This window comes from Streptomyces sp. NPDC060209 (genome assembly GCF_042728155.1).
Taxonomy (GTDB): Bacteria; Actinomycetota; Actinomycetes; order Streptomycetales; family Streptomycetaceae; genus Streptomyces.
The window spans coordinates 1-18,060 of sequence record NZ_JBHWZS010000080.1 but is presented as its reverse complement, the minus strand read 5'-3'; the positions used below and the strand labels follow the sequence as shown (position 1 = coordinate 18,060).

Genomic DNA, 18,060 nt, shown 5'->3' with positions numbered 1-18,060 from the left:
GCCCAGGCCCGGCATCCGCGGAGTACCTGCACGGCGATCAAGGATTCCGCCGCGCACCGGGAGCTGCCGGGAGGCCGCTGAGGGTCAGAGGCGGATGACGACGAGGGCGACGTCGTCTGGGGAGCCCCTCGGGATTCCGAGGCGGGTCAGCAGCGCGTCGGCCAACTGGTCGGGGGCCAGATCGCCTTCCTGGACCAGGGCCGTGGTCAAGCGGGCCAGGCCGACGTCGATGTCCTCGTCGCGGCGCTCGATGAGGCCGTCGGTGTACATCACGAGGGTGTCCCCAGGGGTGTAGGACAGACCGGCCTGGGGACGAGGAACATGGTGGAGGCGGGCGCCGAGCGGCGGATCGGTCGCTTGGTCCAGCAGCTCGCAGGTCCCGTCGGAGTGGCGCAGGACGGGCGGTGGGTGTCCGGCGCTGCTGTAGATGATCAATTCGCTGCGAGTGTCGATGAGTACCTTGACCGCCGTCGCGGCGGTCGCGCCGTCCAGGGATCGGGCGTACAGACCGAGGACTTCCAGGGCCTGGGCGGGACTGGGAATGGCGCGGATGACCGCACTCAATGCGCTGCGGAGCATGCCCATGACGGCTGCGGCGTGCAGCCCGTGGCCTACGACGTCTCCGACCGCCGCGGCGTAGCGGTCGGGTGGTAGGTCCACGACGTCGTACCAGTCGCCGCAAACGTTCAGTGACGTTGTCGCCGGCAGGTAGCGCACGGCGATGTTGTCGTCGTGACGATCCAGGTCGGGGACGGAGAGCATGGCTTCCTGCAGGGTGACGGCGACCTGCCGTTCACGGGCATGGGCCGAACGCAGTTCCTCGTTGAGACGGTGCAGCTCGCCTGCCCGCGCGTACAGCTCTGCTGCCATGCCCTTCTCCCGCTCGGTGAACGTCTCGGTGAGCTGGCGTGCATGGCGCGAGTGGACGAAGTCCGTGACGTCCTCGGCTCGTTGAACGATCCACTTCACCTTGCCGTCAGGCCCGGAAATCGGGGTGTGGATCTCGGACCACCACCGCTCCTCGAACCCGCCTGGCCGGCCGGGGACAGGGATGTCGTACCGCTGCAGCACCAAGGTGTCCGGTTCCCCGGTGTCCAGGACCCGGCGCAGCGACGCCCTCAGATTCTGTTGTGCGCCGTCGCGAAGCCCCGGATGCTCCGGAAGGGCGTCGAAGAAGTACTTCCCGATCAGCTGATCCCTGGTCCGGCCGGTGGTGTGCAGATATGCCGTGTTGACGTAGGAGATCACCAGGTCCGTGTCCAACATCAGGTACGGGCTCGGTGTGGCGTCGAAGAACGCACTGAAGTCAATGTCCGCTGTCATCACGCGCTCTCCGTGAACTGTGAGCGCGACTCCTTGCCTTTCCAATCTACGCGCGATCGAGCGGCCGGGCTCGGGAGGGCATCGAGACGTCGGCGCGGGCCTGGGTACGCCCGCCATACCCAGCAGGGGCCCGAGACCCACTGCTGGGCAGGAGGCGATCAGACGGTGATGGTCTTGTACTCGATGTACTGGGAGAGGCCGGCCGCCCCGTACTCGCGGCCGATACCACTGGCCTTGAAGCCTCCGAATGGGCCGTCGAAGCCGACGGAGGCGCCGTTGACGGTGACCGTGCCGGTGCGGATCCTGCGGGCCACGGCGAGGGCGCGGGCCTCGTCGGAGGACCACACGCCACCGGAGAGGCCGTATTCGGAGTCGTTGGCGATACGTACGGCGTCGTCCTCGTCGTCGTAGGCGATGACCACCAGGACCGGGCCGAAGATCTCCTCCTGTGCGATTCGCATGGAGTTGTCGACGTCGGCGAAAAGGGTCGGCGTGACGTAGTTGCCCCTTTCCAGGCCCGCGGGAACCTGAGGGCCTCCGGTCACCAGACGGGCGCCTTCCTCGATGCCCAGTGCGATGTAGTCGCGCACCCGCTGCTGCTGGTCCCGGCGGATCATCGGGCCGATGAAAGTGTCCGGGTCCTCGGGATCACCCACCTTCAGGGACTCGACCAGCGCCTTCAACGCGGCCACGATCTCCTCGTAACGGGAGCGCGGCGCCAGGATCCGGGTCTGGGCGATGCAGGACTCGCCGTTGTTGAGCAGCGAGCCGAACTTCAGCCCTTGCACGACCTCGGCCAGGTCGGCGTCCGGCAGGACCACTGCCGCGGACTTGCCGCCCAACTCCAGGCTGACCCGCTTCAGTTGTTCACCCGCGATCGAGGCGATCCGACGTCCCGCCCGCGTCGAACCGGTGAACGCGATCTTGTCGACGTCCGGGTGCGACACCAGGTACTCACTGGTCTCCCGGTCAGCGGGCAGGATGCTGATCACGCCCTCCGGCAGACCGGCCCGCTCCAGCAGCTCCGCCAGGAACCCCATGCTCAGCGAGTTCTCCGGCGACACCTTGAGCACGACCGAGTTTCCCGCCAGCAGCGCCGGAATGATCTTCGCCGTCGCGGCCGAGAACGGTGAGTTCCACGGAATCACTGCGACCACCACGCCCACCGCCTCCCGGCGCACGATACTGCGCACCGGTGAAGCCGGATCGGAGGGCGCAAGTTCCTCTTCCCATCCGAAATCCTCCGCCGCCTTGAGATAGGCGTTCGCCTGCCGCGTCAGGCCCGGTTGACCGGCCAGCGTGAACCACCCCGCGGAGCCGTTCTCCGCCGAGATCAGCGCGGCGATCTTCTTCGCGTTCGCCTCGCGCAGTGCATTGAACCTGCGCAGCACGGCGACCCGCTCAGCGGGCGCCGTCCCCTGCCATGTCCCGGCGTCGAACGCCGCACGCGCTGCTGCCACCGCACGGTCCACATCGGCCGGCAGGGCCTGTGCCGCTCGGCCGATCACCGACTGATCGTGCGGAGACCGGATCTCCATCAGCTCCGTACCGCTCGGGGCTGTCCAGGAACCAGCGATGAAGAGCCGGTCATACGTGATCATTTGCTCCCACCTTCAAGATATGAGCTTCTATGTGTCCCATCACTGTAGCAGTTAGTGAATGTATTGACCCTCCATTGCGCGCGGGGGTGATCAGGGGGCGCACGAGAGGACCGGTCGGCGCCACGGATGTCGAGGCTCACGCGGCTTCGGCCGACGTGCAGGAAACGGCGGCAAGGGACGCGGCGGCCCGTGCACGGCGCTGCGCGCGCCCTGAACCGGCCGCGACAGCAAGGCCGAGTCGGAGCAGGCGGGCCGACGGACGGAGTCCGCGGCGACGTGCGGGTCGGGCCAACGATGGACGAATGCAGACGGAACGTCGCCGCCCCGGCCTTCAGGAGGAGTACGCGGACGTCGACACCCGCGGAATGTCGCGCCACACGCGCACAGCCGACCGCTCCACCCCGACGACGGTCACACCACAGACCGGATTCCGAGCGTGCCTCTGTCCCCGGGCGCCGAACTCGCTTCGGTCCGACGCCCGAACCGGATGAGCTGCGGCGTCGCGGAGGGCCTGCGTGCCGCATCGTTCACCACGCCGAGCGCGCCCTCCCCGAACTCCTCCCCGAGGCGGCGGGCCGTGACCAACGCGTAGATGGCCTCCCGCACAGCCTTCGCCTGCTGCACGTCGCCGTCCTCACCCGGGGTGATCGCATCGACGACGCCGGATTCCAGGTACCAGGCACCCAGCCGTTCCGGCGTCACGAACATCTCGAAACGCGCCGAACGGCGGGCCCGGAGGGTCGCCGCGAAGTCCGGGGAGGGGCTCCCTCAGACGAAGACATGATCGAGGCTCACATCACCATCCTGACAGGTGACTCCGGTGGACCCACGAGGAGCGTCAGCCGCTGAGGAGGCGGGGTATTCCCGACGCGGAGCACCGTGGACCAAGGCGAGCGCGCCGGAGCCGGCCGCATGCCCCTCCGGCAGCCGGCTGCCGCACCCGTCGGCCCCTCAGGGTGTTCCGAGCCCGCGCAACAGCGTATCGACGACGAGGTCAGCAGCCCGGGCGGCGGTCAGGTCAGGCATCTGCCGTGACGCGAGGTGCATGAGCTGAGGCAGCAGCGCGCCCGCCCATCCCTCCGGAGCGTCGGAGCGAAGCACGCCCTGGTCGGTGGCGCGTCGGAGGAAGGCGTCGACTTCGCTGATCGAAGCGTCCCGCCGGGCGCGGACCGCGTCGTCGGCAAGCATGCGGGCGAGATCGACGGGCCAGGTGCGGTTCACGGCGATGATGTTCTCGACGTACCGGTGCAGGGCCACAGCGACGGGGGCCTCGCGCAGCCGCGCGTCCTCGATGGCCCGCTCGATGGCCTCCAGCCTGGACTCGTAGACGGCCGCGAGGAGTTCCTCACGGGAGGCGAACCGTCGGTAGACGGTTCGCCGGTCCACTCCGGCCTCGGCGGCGATGCTCGCGATGCTGGCGCTCGGATCGGCGGCCAGCATGCGCGCCCCGGTGGTCAGGACGGCTTCCACGTTGCGTACGGCGTCGGCTCTCACGCCTGGAGTTTACCGTCGCGCGAGGAACATGTGATGTTATGCGCCCCGTGCGCGAGCGGATAGCACCCAGTAGACGCCACATCCAGGTGGCGAATGACGTGAACCTGGTTCTGCGCGCCGATGCGTATGCCATCTGCCGCGTTGCTCAGCGCTCTTGAGCCGTGTTCGATCCCACATGTCATCGCCCGGAGGCCCGTCGCTGGCCTGCAATGACAGCTTGGCCCACCGCCGGGCTCCCCCGGGTTCATCGGCGCGATGGACATGGCCTTGCGCTACGACGCGTACCGACTCGAGCTGCCCCCCTTGAGCCTCCGCGGCATACGCCTGAAGGCGTTCAAGCGTCCAGGTGCTGAGGTCGCGGCTCGGGTCTCGATCATCGGCGTCAGCGTGCAAAGTCCTCGTTCCTCACGGTCGAACCTCCGCGCCGGCGCCGAATCCATTGGGGGGCCGACGCAACTGGGCCGAGCACAGCGACAACCGCAAAGCCCCTGAAAACCTGCTCAGGAACCACGTGCCCGCTCCGCCCGACAGGCCCGCCGGAGCGCCTCCACCGGGTACGGGGTCTCCCGGCTCTCATCCTGGATCTTGAGGTAGAAGTCCGTCAGCACTGCGGCGAGCGGTGCATGGCGGGAGAGGATCGCTCTGGCTTCCTGGGGGCCGGCCGGTGGGTCCTCCCCTTCCCCGCATGCCCGGAGGAGTGCATAGCGCTCTTTCCGCTCGCAGCGGTAGAGAGCGGTGATCAGCCAGTTCACCAGCCAACTGACCGTGTAGCAGCGGTCGTAGGTCCGGTGCAATTCGAAGAAGTCGGCCTCGGACGGTGACAGATCGAACCGGGAGGAAAGAGCGAGGCCGTAGTCGGCGAAGTAAAGGCGCCGGCCGTCGGTGAGGATGTTCTGGAAGTGGGCGTCGAAGTGGAGAAGCCCGCGGCTGTTCATGAAGGCGGTGCCGCCCTCCAGCTCCCTCTCCACCAGGGAACAGGCGCGGTCGGCAGTCTCGTCATCGGCCTGCACCTGCTCGGTGAACCACTCGTGCAGGGTCTGAGGGATGTACTCCAGGAACAGCGCGAGGCTCGCGGAGGACTGCTGAAGCGCCTCGATGCGGCGGCGTACCTCCGGCCCGCCTCCCCAATAGGCCACGGCCCGCTCAATGTCCGCGAGTTCCTCGGGAAGGGGTGCTGCCGTGTCCGGCAGCACGCGCCAGTGGTACATCATCGGAAAGCCTTGGTACTGCCGTGCGAGCACCCAATTCGTCGTCATGGTGTGGACGGCGAGCTCCCGCCACGCCCCGAAACCAGGCCCACCGACGCCGTACTGGCAGAAAGTGGGAAGCCCGAACAGGTTGGCCGTGGACCGGACATGCTCCGGCAGAAGCTCCATCTCCGTGAGCGGAACCCGCTTCACGAAGACCGGCTTCCCGCCGACCTCCAGCAGCGCGGACCTCCCGCCGATACCTGAGCCCAGCGGTACGGCAGCGTCGACAAGCCTGACGAGCTGGTGATCACTTCGCAGGGCGAGTGAGGTGGAAACCGCGCTGTAGGCCGATAGGCGTGCGTCTTGTGACATATCGCAATGTTCGTACGCTACTTGAATCGGAATGCCGACCCCATTTCGACCGTGCACGTGATTGTCCACCGACCGCTGCATTCGCACTGTACGTGGGGTGCGACGAGGAGGTCAGAGTCACAGCCATCTCCTCGTACCTTTCCTTTCGGTGCGACCCCAGCCGTTCCGGACCACCTACAGGGACCGAATGTCCGCCTTGCACCACAGGCATAGAATATTGCCCATGACGCAAGGTGAGGACGACGAGCTGGACAGCCTGGTACGTAAACGGATCCGCGCTCTGCGGGTGGCCCAGGGCTGGTCCCTGGAGGAGCTGGCCACGCGTGCCCACGTCAGTCAGTCCACTCTCTCCCGCATCGAGAACGGCCGGCGGCGCCTCGCACTGGATCAGCTGGTCACCCTCGCTCGCGCACTGGACACGACCCTGGACCAGCTGGTGGAGACAGCCTCCGACGATGTCGTCACCAGCCCGGTGATCGACGCGGCCCACGGGCTGATGCGATGGTCGGTCAAAGGCGACCCGGGCATGAGCGTCGTGCGTCAGCGCATGACCGAGCCGCCGCCGGACAACCCCTCACGCATGCGCGCACATCCCGGCCGGGAATGGCTCGTCGTCCTGTCCGGCACCGCGATCCTCATGCTGGGCCACCGTCGCTTCCGCATCGAGACCAACCAGGCCGCGGAGTTCCCCACCATGCTCCCGCATGCGATCGGCGCCGAGGGCGGCCCGTGCGAGATCCTGGGAATCTTCGACCGCGAGGCCCGCCGCGGCCACCAGCGCGACAGCGGCACCAGAAGCGCCGTCGGCGACCGCGACTGGAACGACTCCTGCAAGTGACCTCCCCTGCGGCGGGCGTCATGCGTGTTCGGCACTCCAAGCGGTCATCCTCTTGCGTATACAGCAAGAGATCATGCCGCACGCGCACGATCGCTCTAGCGTGGGGACATGACCCACGCACACCCGCACACCCCGGACCACGGCGCGCACCACGCCTCTGAGCACGCCACCGACTCCAGCAGCCAGATGGAAATCCTCGACCTGGACGCGGAAGTCCTCGCCGAGCACATCGCCGCCATCACCGCCTGGTTGCCCGTCGAGGCGCCCCCGCGCGAGATCGTGGATCTGGGCTGTGGGACAGGAGCCGGCACCTTCGCCCTCCTCGCCCACTTCCCCGAGGCGCACGTCACCGCCGTCGACTCCTCGGCCGAGCACCTTCACCGCTTGCGGGAGAAGGCTGTCATCGAGGGAGTACAGGAGCGCGTGCGCACCGTGCAGGCCGACCTCGACGCCGCCGACTGGCCCGACCTCGGCACGCCCGATCTCATATGGGCCTCCGCCTCGATGCATCACATGGCCGACCCCGGCCGCACACTGCGCGACGTCCATGACGTGCTCGCACCCGGCGGCCTGTTCGCCGTAGTCGAGCTGGCCGGCTTCCCCCGTTTCCTTCCGGAGAACGCGCCCGAGGACCTGCCCGGCCTCGAAGAGCGCTGCCACGCCGCGACCGAACGCTTCCACGCCGAGCACGTGCCCCACCGGGGTGCCGACTGGGGACCGATGCTGACTGCCGCCGGATTCGCCCTCGAAGACGCACGCACCATCGCAGTGGACATCGAGGGCTCCCACGGCGAGGTGATCCCCCGCTACGCCCTGGGCGCTCTGCAACGCATCCGTGGCGCCGCCGCCGACGCGCTCTCACCCGAGGACCTCTCCGCTCTCGACCAGCTCCTCGACACCGACGGCCCCCACAGCATTCTGCGCCGTACCGACCTTGTCGTACGCACCGAACGCACCGTCTGGGCCGCACGCCGGAAGGACTGAACCGAAGCAACTGCGTCGGCCGGGCGACCGAGCACGACACGCCCCGTCCCCGGTGGTGCCGGGGGCGGGGCGTGTCCGTGTCGCGCGGTGGCTCAGGAAGCGATGAAGCGCGCGATCTGGCCCAGCACGATGGTGTCCGCCAGGTACCCGATGTGGGTCTGGCAGACCACGTTGTTGTTCGTCGCACCGTTCAACCGGGTGCTGGTGTAGGGGAGGATGACGCCGTCGCACGCCGAGTACCAGGTGGCGTACTTGGTGTCACCCGGCGTCTCGTCCCCCGCGGTGATCTGCGAGATGAATGAGGAGCCCGGGTACATCTGCTGGCACGTCGTGTAGACCAGGCAGGCGCCGGCGAACGTGGTTCCGTGGTTCGCGCCCGCGATAGAGGCGAGGTGGCTGACACTGGTGTTGCCCCCCAGCACCTTCAGGTAGTACTGGCTGACCAAGCCACCCATCGAGTGATTGACGATCGCGACCTTACCGGCGCCGGTCCGGGACTTCACGTTGTTGACGAAGGAGGCCAGGCCCTGGGCGTTGGTGACGTTGTTGCCGTAGGAGTTGTACTCGTATGCGAAGAGCTTGGAGCTGGACCAGCCGTTGAGCTGGAAGACGCTCATGGCGGTGGCCCAGTTGGAGGCGTTTCCGGTGTACCCGTGGACGAAGACGACCGGGGTGCTGGTCGACAGCGGCTGAGCGGCAGCGTCTGCGGCCCGTGGTGTCGAGGCGGCCGTGGTGGTCGCGGTCTGGGTCGCGCCGGCCGTCGATGCCGAGGAGAACAGGGTGAACGCGACCGTGACGGCCGCGAGGACGCCGAGGAACCGGCGAGGTGAACGACGACGCATGGAGCACTCCTGACGGGGGAAGCGGGATGCAGATGCCTGACCCGACAAGAGTCGGGGCGCTGGGCGCGGGCGCCATCGGCGAATTCACCGGCGTTCGCCGACAGCCGTCCGCTCGACGTAACGCAACTGCCGAGGACCAGGCCTCCGGCACACTTCACCGGCAGGAACCTTGCGGAGGCACCACCAGGCAGGTCGTGTCCGTCTGGCCCTCACAGCCGGTTCCGCAGTGCCCGTGCAGCGCCCCTCCTGAGCGCATACTGGGCTCATGGACTCGTCCACGCGTGCCGCACCCCGCCTGCGGGAGCGGCTCGGAAGCGCCGTCTTCGCCCGGGTCGCCGGTCCCGCAGGACCGGAGAACCGCGCCCGCATCCACGGGACACCCGGCCCACGCTGGTTCGGTCCCGACCGGCCGATTCGTACGGTCCACGGCGATGCGTCGATGTTCATCGGTGGGCTTCGGGCACTCCTGCTCCAGTCCCTGCACCCGTTGGCGATGGCTGCCGTGGAGGCCCATTCCGGCTACCGCGGCGATCCCTGGGGACGACTCCAGCGCACCAGTACCTTCCTCGCCGTGACCACATACGGAACGGCGGACCACGCACAGCAGGCGGTCGACCGGGTGCGAGCCATACACAGCCGGGTGCACGGGACGACCCCGTACGGAGAGCCCTACGACGCCGCCGACCCGCACCTCCTCGGCTGGGTGCACGTGGCTGAGGTCGAAAGTTTCCTGCTCGCCCACCAGCGCTACGGCGCCGAACCCCTCGACGCCGCTGGATACGACGGCTACATCGCCGACACCGCGCGAGTGGCGGAAGCACTAGGTGTCACCGATCCTCCGCGCAACCGGAAGGAACTCGTCGCCCGCCTCGGGGCCTACCGTGGTGAACTGCGCCCGACAGAGGAAGCTCGCGCGGCAGCACGCTTCATACTGCTGCACCCGCCCCTGCCCTGGGCCGCCCGCGCGCCCTACGCGGTCCTCGCCGCGAACTCCGTCGCCGCCCTCCCCCGGTGGGCCCGTACGTCGCTGGACCTGCCCCGGCTGTCCGGCATGGCCGAAGCCTGCCTGACCCCGACCGGGCGCGCACTCACCGCCGCGATTCGCTGGGCCATGGCTCCACCACGCCAGCCGCGATGATCACCAGCGCGGAGCCCGGAGGGGGTCCTCGCCACAGCCGGACCGGTGGCCGGTCAACTCTGCTGCGGGGGCCGTCGAATCCGTGCGGCCGGCCACGCGCGGCCTTGAGAAGATCGCCTCATGGCACACAAGGATGCTCAGCTGACACGGATCGCGTTCGGTGTGCCGGAGGCCTCGGACACGGCTCGCGCCGATGCCCTGCGGCTGCTCGAAGCCGACACCTCTCTGCACGCGGAGTGGGTCAAGGGGCTCGCCGTGAACAACGCGGCGCCGGACGAGGTACTGCGGCGGGTGTTCACGGTCCACCCGCTGCCCGACGCCCGGTACTGGCTCGCTTACTGCAAACTCTCCCCCAGCATGGCGAAGGCTGCCGTGGCGCACCCCGACCCGCAGGTCCGCCGGCTCCTCGCCGAGAATCCGCACCTCCCGCCGGATGCGCTGGCCGCGCTGACCGAGGATCCGGACCCGAAGGTGCGCCGCGTCGCGGTGACGATGGCATATGAGTACGCCGTCGAGCTGCCGACGGAGCTTACCGTTCGGCTGGCCACCGGCCCGGAGGCGCGGCTGCGGTACTACGCCGCTGGGCTGCGGGGACTGCCGGACGCGACACTGCTCTCGCTGGTCGAGGACAGCGACCCCCGCGTCCGGGCCGCCGCCATCGGTTCCTGGAGCTGGCCCAGGCTGCGCCCGGAAGTCCGGGCAGCGTCCGAGGCCGACCCCGATCCCCAGGTGCGCAGGGCGGTCGAACGCGCCACCCACGTCGACGTACCCCTGCCGACGACGGTGGAGGACTTCCTCGCCGAGACCGACAAGCGTCGCCGCGGCGACGCCGCGTTCACCGCGCACGTCGACGCGGACCTCGCCGCGCTCCTCATGACCCACCAGGACACATCGATACGTCACAGGGCCGCCCGCAACCCACACGTACCCACGGCGCTCGCACTCGCGCTGGGCACCGACCCCGAACCCTTCGTCCGTCTCGCCGTGTCGCTGCGTGCGGATGTGACCGAGGAGCAGCGGACGGCGATCGACTACACCGTGCTTCCCGGCCGCCATCCGGTGCCGGCCTGGGTCGAGGAGCGCTTCGGCGACCCGGATGCGCTGCGGGAGATCGCGGCCTCCAGCCACGTCCTGCTGCGCCGGGGAGTCACGTGTGCGCCGGAGCTTCCTGCCGATGTGATCGCGCGGTTGGCAGCCGACGACGACTACTACGTCAGGCTGATGCTCTGCGAGAACGACCACGCCCCGCACGAGCTGCTCGTGGAGATGTTCGCCGACTGGAACGGGCTGAGCTGGGGCATGCTGGCTTACCGCAGCAACTTCGCGCGCACCGGTCTGGCCCGGTTCGTGGACGACCCGAACTACCGGCTGCGGTATGCGGCTCTTTTCGACCCCGACGCCGAGGGGGAGCTCGTCGAGCGGCTCTCCTACGACGAGGAGGCCATGGTGGGCCGCCACGCAGCGGCCGACCCGCGCTTGCCCCGCACAAGGCTCGTCGAACTGCTCGGCGAGGCGGGGAAGGCGCAAGCAGCGGCCCGCAATCCCGCACTGCCCGCAGAGCTCATGCACGAGCTGCTCGATGTCGTCGGCGTCGGCGTCGAGCACTGAGAGACCCCGCGGTCAGGTGCCGAGTGCACCTGGGTCCGCAACGACCAGGCGCACGTCGGTCCCCGGTCCTCTGCGACCGGGGGCGCCAGGCCCTCAAAGCACGTGGTGATACCAGCGCCGGTGCACCGCGGGTTCGACACACAGCACCGAGGCACCCGCGACCGCACCGATCAGCAGGGCGGACCAACCGCCGCCGTTGAGGACCGCGCCAAGACAGGCGGCGGCGACGGCGAACGGGCGCAGCAGGGTCAGCGGGCCGAGGCCGATGACCATCGCGAGGGTGCTGGCGCGGAAGGGCAGAACGAAGTAGGCGGCGAGCGAGAGCAGTACGGCGGCGGCATACACGGCGAGCGGGAGCAGGTAGCCGACGCCGCCGGCCGTCAGGGCGTCGTACGCCCGGGCCTGGTCCGGTGCGGTCAGCAGCACGAGGGCGGCGGTCAGTACCGGGGCGATCAGCAGGGTCCCCCCGACGGCCGTCCCACGCAGGGCGGCACGGGTGGTGGCCCGGTGTTTACGTATGCGGGCGTCGCGGCCGGCGTAAGCGCGGAAGCCGCTGAACGCCGCGTCCACCAGCCCGAGGATCATGAGCGGAACGGCGGGCGTCATCATCGCGTTGCCGCGAGGTACTCGGGGCCGACCAGGCGGCGCGCGGCCCGCCCGAGGGCCAGGCGAAAGGGCTCCTCCAACTGCGGGCGCACTCCGATGACGGGGCGCAGAGTGGTACAGAACGGGTTTGCCAGGCCGCGCGGTTCGTACAGCAGGGGCCGGATTCCGGGCACCGCAGCGGCGCGCAGCAGCGTCTCGTCGCTGTGTGCGCGTCGCGCGGAGACGACACCGTCGTGGCGGCCGAGTGGATGGCGCATCCGGGCGCGGTGGAAGATCCAGGCACCGATGGGAGCGAGGCCGGTCGCGGCGATGTCGAAGTGGCAGAAGGCATGCGCCGGCGATTCGGCCTGGGCCCGGAAGAACCTGGCCAGGGCTGGACCACGGAAGTGGTGCAGCACACCCGTGGAGACGTAGACGGTCGCCGCCTTCGGCAGGGCGAAGGCATTTCCGTGTACGAAGCGGCAGTCGAGCCCTTCGGCGCGGGCAAGGCGGTCCGCTTCGCCGACCAGCGAGGCGTCGAGGTCGACCCCGAGCAGCTCGACGTCCTCGCCGAGGGCGTTGGTAGCCGCCAGCCGGCGGACCAGGTAGCCCAGGCCGCAACCGACGTCGACCAGGCGGAAAGGTCCCGGCTGCCCGGTAGTTGCCCGGATCGCGGCGAAGAGCGGGCCGAGTATGTGAACCAGGCGCTCGCCGATCCGGAGCTCCTCGCTCAGGCGTTGGAGCTCGGTGTGCACGCTGATGAGGAGCCGGTCCACGGCGTGGGGGTCGAGTATGCCGTCCAGGTCCGCGGGCAAACCGGCGACGAGCGCGGCCGCGCGCTCGTCACCGCTCTCGCGAAGCTGCTGAATCACCTCGGCGCGCCGAACCGGGATTCGGTGGCCACTGTGTGGATCCACCGCCGTGATCAGATCGGAAATCTCGAGTTGAGGCACGGGGCAGAACCTTACGGTCTCCGCTGCTCAGCGCCTGCCCCGCCCGTGAGAAGCCGGCGGTGGGTGGCGGCTCGCCGCCTGTCCTCGGGTCATGCAGTTGCCTCGGGATCCGTCGAACGTGAATCGCGTAGTGATGTCAGCGCAGCCGCGTCCGAGCACGTGGGCGCACGGTGACCGCGCCACGCACCGCCTCCGTCGGTGGAGTGACCGGGGATTCGCCCAAGGTTTGCTCGAACCGGCGGAGGGTGTGCTCGACGTCGTGGCGCCGTACGAACCCCTCGCAGGACCGCGACGTTGCGTTCGCGGCGCCGTCGGCAGGGAAAGCGGGTGGTGGCACGTGTTCCGTACCCTGGGGACATGCGCATGCGCCCCACCTTGAGCTGGACACCTACCGACGACCTGTCGCCGGGCACCACGGATCTGGAGCCCGTAGCCGATGCACTGCGCACCGGCGGTGTGCTGGTGCTCAGCGGGGCGGGCATCTCCACGGAGTCGGGCATCCCCGACTACCGCGGCGAGGGCGGGAGCCTGAGCCGGCACACCCCGATGACCTACCAGGACTTCACCGCCGGCGCCCAGGCCCGGCGCCGGTACTGGGCGCGCAGCCACCTCGGCTGGCGCACCTTCGGCCGCGCCCGCCCCAACGCCGGCCACCGGGCCGTCGCCGCGTTCGGGCGGCACGGCCTGCTCTCGGGTGTGATCACCCAGAACGTCGACGGTCTGCATCAGGCTGCCGGCAGCGAGGGTGTCGTGGAACTCCACGGAGGCCTGGACCGGGTCGTCTGCCTTACCTGCGGTGCCTTCAGCTTGCGCCGCGAGCTCGCCCGGAGGCTGGAGGAGGCGAATGCGGGCTTCGGGGCGGTATCCGCCGCGATCAACCCGGACGGTGACGCCGACCTCACCGACGAACAGGTCGGGGACTTCCGTGTGGTGCCCTGCACGGTCTGCGGCGGCATCCTCAAACCGGACGTGGTGTTCTTCGGCGAAGCCGTGCCCCCGCGGCGGGTCGAGCACTGCCGCGATCTGGTCCGTGAAGCACCCTCGCTACTGGTCCTCGGTTCCTCACTGACGGTGATGTCCGGACTCCGGTTCGTCCGCCAGGCGGCTCAGGCCGGTAAGCCGGTGCTGATCGTGAACCGGGATGTGACCCGGGGCGACCGGCACGCCGTTTCCCGTATCGCACTCCCGCTGGGGACGGCCCTGGCCACCGTGGCCGGCCTGCTGGGCGTGCCTGTCGACGACGAGGCAGCAGGGCGGTAGCGGTGGTGGCGTCACCGGCATACACGCTGTCGGGGGCGGAAGCCGCGCGCTCGTCGCCCGACCGGTGATTCGAAGGTCACTGCAGCGACGGGCGCCGGTGCGTGGCCCAGTATTCGGTCGCGGTGATGCCCAGCAGCACGACGTCGTGATATCCCCCGGCGAAGTATTCATGCTGGCGAAGCCGTCCTTCACCGACGAACCCCAGCTTGCGGTGGAGGGCCAGGGATGCCTCGTTGAAGGCGTAGACCTCTACTTCACACTTGTTGAAGCGCCGCTCCGCGAACATGTAGGTGAGGATCAGCTCGGTGGCCTCGGTCGCATAGCCTCTCCCCCGATGATCGCGGGATATCTCGATGCCCGTCTTGAACCGCCCGGCACGGCTGTCGGTTTCTCCGACTGTCACGGACCCTGCGAACGCGCGGTCAGCCAGCGTCTCGATGACCAGCCGAAACGCTTCACCGCCCGGTGGCCGCCCGGCGCGTTCAGCAGTCCAGGACCGGAAACTCTCATCGGAGCGTGGAGGCAAGACCTGGTCGGCATTGCGTGCGTCGATGGTGTTCCGGGCCAGGTCCTGAAAACCCTTCCAGTCCTCCGGCTCGACGCCACGGAGGCACACCTTGCCGCCGGTCCACATGTCACTCACGGCGCCCACCATTTCGGTCAGTTGCAGGCGCTGGCGGCCGTGCACTTCGACTTCGCGTAGCAATGACGGAACACGCCTGCGTGCTCGGTGAGCCCTTCCCGACGCAGGGGACGGTGTGACTGTCGGGGTCGGCCCGCGGACAGGATGCCGCCTTTCCTGTTCGACGGCAAGAACAATTAGCGGAGAGGGTGACGTCACCGCGGCCGGTGAGACCCCGCTGCCGGAGACGCGAGGACGATGCGGGCCGCAGCCGCAGCGGCCGGGTCTCCCGGATCGCCAGGTCCTCGCGTGCGGTGAGGGACAGCCGCGAAGGCGGCACCCGCCCCGCTCCTGCACAGGTGAGAGCTCGCTTACTTTACTGTGCCGAAACCTCTGGAATACCTCAGATTTGTTTTCGTCAGGTACGGCGCACTGCCAGAATCACAGGGTTCCTGATCATGCGCCTTCGAGCCATCGCCGGGCGCCTCCCCCCCGGGCCCGGCCGGGACCGACCATTTTCCCCTCACAAAGGCGAACCCCCTCCATGAGTGACGGCAGCATCAAAGCAGCCGATCAGCTCGGCGCTGACACACCGGCGACGAGTTCCCCCCACGTGGACGCCGGCGACGCCGGTTACAGCAAGGACCTCAAGTCCCGCCACATCAACATGATCGCCATCGGCGGGGCGATCGGCACCGGACTCTTCCTGGGTGCGGGCGGGCGTCTCGCCGACGCCGGACCCTCGCTCGCCATTGCGTACGCCGTCTGCGGTGTCTTCGCGTTCTTCGTCGTGCGCGCGCTGGGTGAGCTGATCCTCTACCGCCCGTCGTCCGGCGCCTTCGTCTCCTACGCCCGTGAGTTCATGGGCGAGAAGGGCGCCTTCGCGGCCGGCTGGCTGTACTTCCTCAACTGGTCGACCACCGCGATCGCGGACATCACCGCTGCGGCGACGTACGCCCACTTCTGGGGCATGTTCAGCGACATCCCGCAGTGGCTCCTCGCACTGATCGCCCTGGCCGTGGTGCTCACGGCCAACCTCATCTCGGTGAAGTACTTCGGCGAGATGGAGTTCTGGTTCGCGATCATCAAGGTGGCGGCTCTTGTCGCCTTCATGCTGATCGGCATCTTCCTCGTTGTCACCCAGCATCCGGTGGACGGCCACACCCCGGGTCTGTCCACCGTCTCGGACACCGGTGTCTTCCCTGTCGGCACTCTTCCGATGCTGCTCGTGATCCAGGGAGTCGTCTTCGCCTACGCGTCCGTCGAGCTGTGCGGCGTCGCCGCGGGCGAGACCGAGAACCCCGAGAAGATCATGCCCCGTGCGATCAACTCCATCATGTGGCGGGTCGGACTGTTCTACGTAGGCTCCGTGGTGCTGCTCGCGCTGCTTCTGCCCTACACCGCCTACTCCGGGGGCCAGAGCCCGTTCGTCACCGTCATGGACAAGCTCGGCGTACCGGGTGCGGCCGGTGTGATGAACCTGGTCGTACTGACCGCCGCCCTGTCCAGCCTGAACTCCGGCCTCTACTCCACCGGCCGCATCCTGCGCTCCATGGCGCTTTCAGGTTCCGCACCCCGCTTCACCGGCCTGATGAACAAGGGGCAGGTTCCTTACGGCGGCATTCTGCTGACCGCGGGCTTCGGGGTGCTGGGCGTCGGGCTGAACTACGTGGTGCCCGGCCAGGCTTTCGAGATCGTGCTGAACTTCGCGTCGATCGGGATTCTCGGTACCTGGGGCATGATCATGCTCTGTTCCCTGGTGTTCTGGCACCGCTCGCAGGACGGCCGGGTCACAAGGCCCGCCTACCGCCTGCCCTGGGCCCCCTACACCCAGATCGTCACGCTGCTGTTCCTCCTCGGCGTGGCCTTCCTGATGTGGTGGGGCGGCGGCGTCGGCCGGACGACCGTGATGCTCCTGCCGCTGATCGCGGCGGCGCTGGTCGGCGGCTGGTTCCTCGTCCGCGGCCGCGTGGACGAGATGGCGCGGGCCAGGCAGGACGTCTGAACCCTTCTCGCACCAGTCCGGAGAAACTCCCGGGCCCGGTTGCACGGTGTGTGGCCCCTGCCCGCGGGTGGGGGCCACACGCGTTCAACGGCTGCCGCCGCCGGCGGAAGGAGGCACAGAGGAATCGGACGGCTTCTGAACGCCGGCAAGCTGGTGAGCTCCCGGTTTGCGCCGCCGACGTAACGTCAGGTCTCAAGATCAGCCACACCGCCGTGCTGCCCGGCCGACCGCTGCAACGCAGCCCCGCGAACATGCGCTGAACGACCTCATCGACATCGTTCCTGATGGCTCTGTCGGAGGTGTCGCGTAGGTTCCTGTTGTGCCCGAGCGCTTGAGTGAGAATCACAGACGTCTGCTGGACGACTTGCCGCCGGGCCGGCTGGTGGGACCGTGTCGTGATCCGCATCCAGTGGTGTGGATGAGCGACGGACCGGTCACGGACGCGGCCGACTGGTGGAAGCTGCTGTATGCCCGTCGTCGCGAGACCGGCCTGTACCCGCTGTTGCTCGAGTACCCCGACGACTCATTCGACCCTGAGAACGGTGGCTACGGAGCTGACGCCGACGCTGCCTCGTACTTCCGGAGCGCGTGGACGGACGATTCCTGGCCGCCTTTCACGGAGTGGCCCGGTCTCTCCTTGCCTGCCGGGGTGGTGACTGACGTCGACGTGTGCGCGAGTGAAGTGGCCACGGCTGTCGTCCGCGACGGCCGAGCACCGTGTCTCGCACTTGTCCAGGTCATGCGGGGTGCCGATACGCCCGCCGCCCTGAACTGGCACGGGATGATGAATCGCATGACTGCGCAGGAACTGTCGGCCGTGCTGCGCACCTGGGAGGACCGGTTTGGTCTTCGTGTCGTGGGTCTCGGGCACGGAAGCCTGTATGTATCGGTCGCCGCTCAGCCGACGGACCTTGCCCAGGCCCGCGTCCTTGCCGCGGAGCACTACCTCGCCTGCCCGGACATCTTCTACGACGACCCCGACCTGGACTGGTCCACGTACCAGGAGGACCTCATGAAGCGTCGCGAATGGCGGTTCTGGTGGGACTGAGGAAGATCTTTCGTTTGGATCAGGCTGGATCACGGAGCGGGGTCCGGTCCCGTCCTTCGCGACGCTGGGGAAAGGAGACGGTTGGGGTCTCCCTGCTCGAACGAAGCCGAGAGCTTGGGGAAGGATCCACGCGGCGGGGTGTGGTGCCAGGGCACGCGAGCCCAGCCTGATCCGAACGAGAGGCCCTAGCGGTCGAC

General features: G+C 68.6%; 15 protein-coding genes and 1 pseudogene. 7 read left to right on the top strand and 9 right to left on the bottom strand.

Going from position 1 to position 18,060, the window contains the following annotated elements:
- Positions 1 to 84: 84 nt before the first annotated feature.
- From ACFWFI_RS17595 to ACFWFI_RS17575, 5 genes and pseudogenes are all read right to left on the bottom strand, one after another.
- Positions 85 to 1,323 carry a PP2C family protein-serine/threonine phosphatase gene (locus ACFWFI_RS17595; RefSeq protein WP_387390678.1) on the bottom strand — a complete coding sequence of 413 codons (1,239 nt, stop codon included), beginning with the start codon at positions 1,321 to 1,323 and terminating at the stop codon, positions 85 to 87.
- Between the two features lie 158 nt (positions 1,324 to 1,481).
- Complete coding sequence (locus ACFWFI_RS17590) at positions 1,482 to 2,924, bottom strand: aldehyde dehydrogenase (RefSeq protein ID WP_387390676.1); 1,443 nt, start codon at positions 2,922 to 2,924, stop codon at positions 1,482 to 1,484.
- A 459-nt stretch (positions 2,925 to 3,383) separates the two neighbouring features.
- Positions 3,384 to 3,719, bottom strand: a pseudogene (locus ACFWFI_RS17585) (ABATE domain-containing protein); the annotation flags it as partial.
- Between the two features lie 156 nt (positions 3,720 to 3,875).
- Entirely contained in the window at positions 3,876 to 4,364 is a 489-nt protein-coding gene (locus ACFWFI_RS17580; RefSeq protein ID WP_387390707.1) for a TetR/AcrR family transcriptional regulator, read from the bottom strand.
- A 554-nt stretch (positions 4,365 to 4,918) separates the two neighbouring features.
- Positions 4,919 to 5,980: a protein kinase family protein gene (locus ACFWFI_RS17575; RefSeq protein WP_387390674.1), complete on the bottom strand. Its 1,062-nt coding sequence runs from the start codon at positions 5,978 to 5,980 to the stop codon at positions 4,919 to 4,921.
- A gap of 223 nt (positions 5,981 to 6,203) precedes the next feature.
- Between ACFWFI_RS17575 and ACFWFI_RS17570 the strand changes: the two genes are divergently transcribed.
- Positions 6,204 to 6,818, top strand: coding sequence for a helix-turn-helix domain-containing protein (locus ACFWFI_RS17570; protein ID WP_387390672.1), 615 nt, complete (start codon positions 6,204 to 6,206; stop codon positions 6,816 to 6,818).
- 108 nt (positions 6,819 to 6,926) lie between these two features.
- Positions 6,927 to 7,802, top strand: coding sequence for a class I SAM-dependent methyltransferase (locus tag ACFWFI_RS17565; protein WP_387390670.1), 876 nt, complete (start codon positions 6,927 to 6,929; stop codon positions 7,800 to 7,802).
- A 92-nt stretch (positions 7,803 to 7,894) separates the two neighbouring features.
- On the opposite strand, the gene ACFWFI_RS17560 is transcribed toward ACFWFI_RS17565, so the two are convergent.
- A complete protein-coding gene (locus tag ACFWFI_RS17560; RefSeq protein ID WP_387390668.1) occupies positions 7,895 to 8,644 on the bottom strand; it encodes an esterase/lipase family protein in 750 nt (249 codons plus the stop codon).
- A gap of 265 nt (positions 8,645 to 8,909) precedes the next feature.
- Between ACFWFI_RS17560 and ACFWFI_RS17555 the strand changes: the two genes are divergently transcribed.
- Both ACFWFI_RS17555 and ACFWFI_RS17550 read left to right on the top strand, forming a co-directional pair.
- Positions 8,910 to 9,782, top strand: coding sequence for an oxygenase MpaB family protein (locus ACFWFI_RS17555; protein ID WP_387390666.1), 873 nt, complete (start codon positions 8,910 to 8,912; stop codon positions 9,780 to 9,782).
- Positions 9,783 to 9,902: 120 nt separating this feature from the next.
- Positions 9,903 to 11,390: a hypothetical protein gene (locus ACFWFI_RS17550; RefSeq protein WP_387390664.1), complete on the top strand. Its 1,488-nt coding sequence runs from the start codon at positions 9,903 to 9,905 to the stop codon at positions 11,388 to 11,390.
- Between the two features lie 93 nt (positions 11,391 to 11,483).
- On the opposite strand, the gene ACFWFI_RS17545 is transcribed toward ACFWFI_RS17550, so the two are convergent.
- Both ACFWFI_RS17545 and ACFWFI_RS17540 read right to left on the bottom strand, forming a co-directional pair.
- A complete protein-coding gene (locus ACFWFI_RS17545) occupies positions 11,484 to 11,999 on the bottom strand; it encodes a hypothetical protein (protein ID WP_387390662.1) in 516 nt (171 codons plus the stop codon).
- On the bottom strand, positions 11,996 to 12,847 hold the full coding sequence (locus ACFWFI_RS17540; RefSeq protein WP_387390659.1) for a class I SAM-dependent methyltransferase: 852 nt from the start codon (positions 12,845 to 12,847) through the stop codon (positions 11,996 to 11,998). Before ACFWFI_RS17540 ends, ACFWFI_RS17545 begins: the two co-directional genes overlap by 4 nt.
- A gap of 438 nt (positions 12,848 to 13,285) precedes the next feature.
- On the opposite strand from ACFWFI_RS17540, the gene ACFWFI_RS17535 reads away from it, so the two are divergent.
- Positions 13,286 to 14,188 carry an NAD-dependent protein deacetylase gene (locus ACFWFI_RS17535; protein WP_387390656.1) on the top strand — a complete coding sequence of 301 codons (903 nt, stop codon included), beginning with the start codon at positions 13,286 to 13,288 and terminating at the stop codon, positions 14,186 to 14,188.
- Positions 14,189 to 14,264: 76 nt separating this feature from the next.
- Here the strand turns inward: ACFWFI_RS17535 and ACFWFI_RS17530 are convergent, their stop codons facing one another.
- Entirely contained in the window at positions 14,265 to 14,831 is a 567-nt protein-coding gene (locus tag ACFWFI_RS17530) for a GNAT family N-acetyltransferase (RefSeq protein WP_387390705.1), read from the bottom strand.
- A gap of 523 nt (positions 14,832 to 15,354) precedes the next feature.
- Between ACFWFI_RS17530 and ACFWFI_RS17525 the strand changes: the two genes are divergently transcribed.
- Positions 15,355 to 16,815: an amino acid permease gene (locus ACFWFI_RS17525; RefSeq protein ID WP_387390653.1), complete on the top strand. Its 1,461-nt coding sequence runs from the start codon at positions 15,355 to 15,357 to the stop codon at positions 16,813 to 16,815.
- A gap of 418 nt (positions 16,816 to 17,233) precedes the next feature.
- The gene (locus ACFWFI_RS17520) at positions 17,234 to 17,863 is read left to right on the top strand and encodes a DUF4253 domain-containing protein (protein ID WP_387390651.1); all 630 of its coding nucleotides are present in this window, start codon (positions 17,234 to 17,236) and stop codon (positions 17,861 to 17,863) included.
- Positions 17,864 to 18,060: the final 197 nt, after the last annotated feature.

Excerpts from the sequence above, each read along its gene's own strand:
- ACFWFI_RS17595 (WP_387390678.1), bottom strand. The coding sequence starts at position 1,323 with ATGACAGCGGACATTGACTTCAGTGCGTTCTTCGACGCCACACCGAGC.
- ACFWFI_RS17590 (WP_387390676.1), bottom strand. The coding sequence starts at position 2,924 with ATGATCACGTATGACCGGCTCTTCATCGCTGGTTCCTGGACAGCCCCG.
- ACFWFI_RS17580 (WP_387390707.1), bottom strand. The coding sequence starts at position 4,364 with ATGCTGGCCGCCGATCCGAGCGCCAGCATCGCGAGCATCGCCGCCGAG.
- ACFWFI_RS17575 (WP_387390674.1), bottom strand. The coding sequence starts at position 5,980 with ATGTCACAAGACGCACGCCTATCGGCCTACAGCGCGGTTTCCACCTCA.
- ACFWFI_RS17570 (WP_387390672.1), top strand. The coding sequence starts at position 6,204 with ATGACGCAAGGTGAGGACGACGAGCTGGACAGCCTGGTACGTAAACGG.
- ACFWFI_RS17565 (WP_387390670.1), top strand. The coding sequence starts at position 6,927 with ATGACCCACGCACACCCGCACACCCCGGACCACGGCGCGCACCACGCC.
- ACFWFI_RS17560 (WP_387390668.1), bottom strand. The coding sequence starts at position 8,644 with ATGCGTCGTCGTTCACCTCGCCGGTTCCTCGGCGTCCTCGCGGCCGTC.
- ACFWFI_RS17555 (WP_387390666.1), top strand. The coding sequence starts at position 8,910 with ATGGACTCGTCCACGCGTGCCGCACCCCGCCTGCGGGAGCGGCTCGGA.
- ACFWFI_RS17550 (WP_387390664.1), top strand. The coding sequence starts at position 9,903 with ATGGCACACAAGGATGCTCAGCTGACACGGATCGCGTTCGGTGTGCCG.
- ACFWFI_RS17545 (WP_387390662.1), bottom strand. The coding sequence starts at position 11,999 with ATGATGACGCCCGCCGTTCCGCTCATGATCCTCGGGCTGGTGGACGCG.
- ACFWFI_RS17535 (WP_387390656.1), top strand. The coding sequence starts at position 13,286 with ATGCGCATGCGCCCCACCTTGAGCTGGACACCTACCGACGACCTGTCG.
- ACFWFI_RS17525 (WP_387390653.1), top strand. The coding sequence starts at position 15,355 with ATGAGTGACGGCAGCATCAAAGCAGCCGATCAGCTCGGCGCTGACACA.
- ACFWFI_RS17520 (WP_387390651.1), top strand. The coding sequence starts at position 17,234 with ATGAGCGACGGACCGGTCACGGACGCGGCCGACTGGTGGAAGCTGCTG.